This window comes from Flavobacterium cyanobacteriorum (genome assembly GCF_002251835.1).
Lineage (GTDB): Bacteria > Bacteroidota > Bacteroidia > Flavobacteriales > Flavobacteriaceae > Flavobacterium > Flavobacterium cyanobacteriorum.
The window spans coordinates 1-2722 of sequence record NZ_NOXV01000070.1 but is presented as its reverse complement, the minus strand read 5'-3'; the positions used below and the strand labels follow the sequence as shown (position 1 = coordinate 2722).

At 35.7% G+C, this 2722-nt stretch carries 5 protein-coding genes; all 5 read left to right on the top strand.

The window, feature by feature from the left end; genetic code table 11:
* Nucleotides 1–138 precede the first annotated feature (138 nt).
* From CHU92_RS00690 to CHU92_RS15695, 5 genes are read left to right on the top strand one after another with little or no spacing between them, the layout of a single operon-like run.
* A complete protein-coding gene (locus CHU92_RS00690; protein ID WP_094411592.1) occupies nucleotides 139–534 on the top strand; it encodes a DoxX-like family protein in 396 nt (131 codons plus the stop codon).
* Nucleotides 531–1265, top strand: a complete 735-nt coding sequence (locus CHU92_RS00685; protein WP_094411590.1) for a DUF2071 domain-containing protein — start codon at nucleotides 531–533, stop codon at nucleotides 1263–1265. The genes CHU92_RS00690 and CHU92_RS00685 overlap by 4 nt, the downstream gene beginning before the upstream one ends.
* A complete protein-coding gene (locus CHU92_RS00680) occupies nucleotides 1256–2017 on the top strand; it encodes a class I SAM-dependent methyltransferase (RefSeq protein WP_094411594.1) in 762 nt (253 codons plus the stop codon). The genes CHU92_RS00685 and CHU92_RS00680 overlap by 10 nt, the downstream gene beginning before the upstream one ends.
* Nucleotides 2001–2396 (top strand): hypothetical protein, encoded by a 396-nt coding sequence (locus CHU92_RS00675; protein ID WP_094411596.1) that lies wholly within the window; start codon nucleotides 2001–2003, stop codon nucleotides 2394–2396. The genes CHU92_RS00680 and CHU92_RS00675 overlap by 17 nt, the downstream gene beginning before the upstream one ends.
* A gap of 2 nt (nucleotides 2397–2398) precedes the next feature.
* On the top strand, nucleotides 2399–2566 hold the full coding sequence (locus CHU92_RS15695) for a hypothetical protein (protein ID WP_165764546.1): 168 nt from the start codon (nucleotides 2399–2401) through the stop codon (nucleotides 2564–2566).
* Nucleotides 2567–2722: the final 156 nt, after the last annotated feature.

The following is a 2722-nucleotide window of genomic DNA, read 5'->3' as shown; positions in this document are numbered from 1 at the left end:
GAGCTTTGTGCTTTTAAATGAACTTTAGTAATAAATTGAAACTTTGTGCTCCGAATTGAAAATCAGCGAAGCTAAACCCGCCCGTACGCAAATCGCCCGGGGCGTTAGGCGCAAGTGTAGCGGACGACACTAACAAAATTGACAGGCACACATAAACATAGAATATTAACCCTTTTAATTGCGGCAATTTGGCTCGCAAACGGACTGTTTTGTAAAGTGCTAAATCTTATTCCACGACACGAACACATTGTTGCAAGAATTTTAGGTAACGATTATTCAAGGATTTTGACAGTTCTGATTGGACTTTCAGAAGTAGTAATGGCAATTTGGGTTTTGACTAAGTTTAAAACTAAATTAAATGCTATCATACAAATGACGGTAGTAGCGACAATGAATATTTTAGAATTTTTATTAGTCCCTGACTTATTGTTGTGGGGCAGACTAAATTCCGTTTTCGCTTTACTGTTTATTGGCATAGTCTACTACAATGAATTTGTGTTGAACAAAAATCTAAACCGGCAAACAAAGAAATGAACTTTTTGAAAAATCACCCTTTTGCAGTGGAAGCGTTCTTTGACAGTTCGGTAGTTCTGACTTTTGCTGTGCCAAAAGAGCAAGTTGAAGAGTTAATTCCAGAGTGCTTAGAGCTTGACACTTTCCAGGATAGATGGGCTTTCATTGCGGTTGCCATGGTTCAGACAAGAAATCTACGACCTAAAGGTTTTCCGGAATTTATGGGCAATGACTTTTTTTTGATTGGCTACAGAATTTTTGTTCGCTATACAAGTACGGCAGGCAAACGATTAAGGGGTTTATACATTCTAAAATCCGAGACAAACAAAAAGAAAATGGAATTTTTAGGAAATGTATTCACCCATTACAACTATTCACCCACAGACATTTCAATAAAAGCAGATCATGGATTAAAAATAATCAGCTCACAAAAATCAAAATTTGAATTAATTATTGAGCAATCAGAAAATGAAGTAAATCTCCCCAATAATTCACCCTTTACTGGTTGGAAAGATGCAAGAAAATTTGCAGGCCCATTACCGTATACATTTACCTACAACAAGAAAAATGAGACGGTATTAATTATTGAAGGTGTTCGGCAAAATTGGAAACCCGCGCCAATCAGCATAAAAAGTTATTCGATTGATTTTATCAATTCATTAAAACTTGAAAATGTAGTATTGGCAAACGCATTTGAAATAACAAATATTCCTTACTATTGGAAAAAAGGCAAAATAGAAAAATGGAAGTAACACGCAAGCCACTGCAAGGTGTAACAAATATTGCTCGGTTCAACTGGCATTTCTATTTGATTGCCTTTATTGCCTTTACGCTTGCCTTTTTATTTCAAAGCAGCATTCCAGGGCAATTTAGAATATACGTTTTTTCTGCTTCCGTTGTGGCATTGCTGACAATGATAATTTCGTTGTTAGTATCATATTACGTTTACGATTTTTCAAATCTTTATAGTCTCAGTTGGCTCCCAAATTCCGAATTTAAGAAAGTGTTGAATATAAATGCCGGATTTGACGAAACAAGCCAATTTATCAAAGGCAAGTTCCCAAAATGTGAACTGACGATTTGTGATTTTTACGACAAAGAAAAGCACACAGAAGTTTCGATAAAACGTGCAAGAAGTGCTTATCCGCCATTAATAGGAACAATTGAGGTTTCAACTAATAAACTGCCTTTCAAAGACAACGAGTTCGAGTATTGTTTGGCAATTCTTTCAGCTCACGAAATCCGGGACAAATCAGAAAGAGTTCAATTTTTTAATGAACTTAAAAGAGTTACAAAACCAAATGGACAAATATTTGTTACTGAACACCTTCGAGATTTCAATAATTTTTTGGCATATACAATTGGCTCTTTTCATTTTTATTCAAAATCAACTTGGAAAGAAACTTTTAAATTAGCAAATCTATCTGTCGAAAGAGAGATAAAAACAACCCCATTTATAACAACCTTTATACTCAACGATAATGGAAATGGAGATACACTATAAAATAATTGGGGTGCTGCTCATGGCCTTGGCATTCTTTCACTTAATTTTTCCGAAATATTTCAATTGGAAAGATGAACTAAAATCTTTAAGCCTAATCAACAGGCAAATGATGACCGTTCATACCTTTTTTATTGCCTTAGTTGTTTTTCTTATGGGCTTGCTTTGCCTAACTTCTACGACAGAACTCATTGAAACAAATTTAGGCAGGAAAATATCTCTTGGGCTTGGAATATTTTGGTCGACACGACTATTCATTCAGTTCTTTGGCTACTCCACAGCATTATGGAAAGGAAAGGCTTTTGAAACAGTGCTTCATATTTTATTTTCATTACTTTGGACATATTTAAGTGCGGTATTTTTATGGACAGCAACACATTGAATATGATAAAACTAATGGACGAAAGAAGAACACCTACCGCTAACAGCCCTAACCGTCGCAACTCCCCTCAAAAGAAAATAGTTATGTGTTTTAAAATAGGGGTTTTTAAACCTGTAAATAAACTTGGCAGCGCATTTTTGGGTAAGTTCTTTTTCCTCCTGCATCTTTAAAAAGACAAAAAACGAATCTTTTCCGAAAGTATTTTAGGTATATTTGGGTTATTGTGCAACAGGCACACCCGTTGTGCCTCAGGCGGGGTGACACTTCGGCAAGCTCAGCGCATCGCGTGCAAACCTGGAGCTTTGTGCTTTTAAATGAACTTTAGT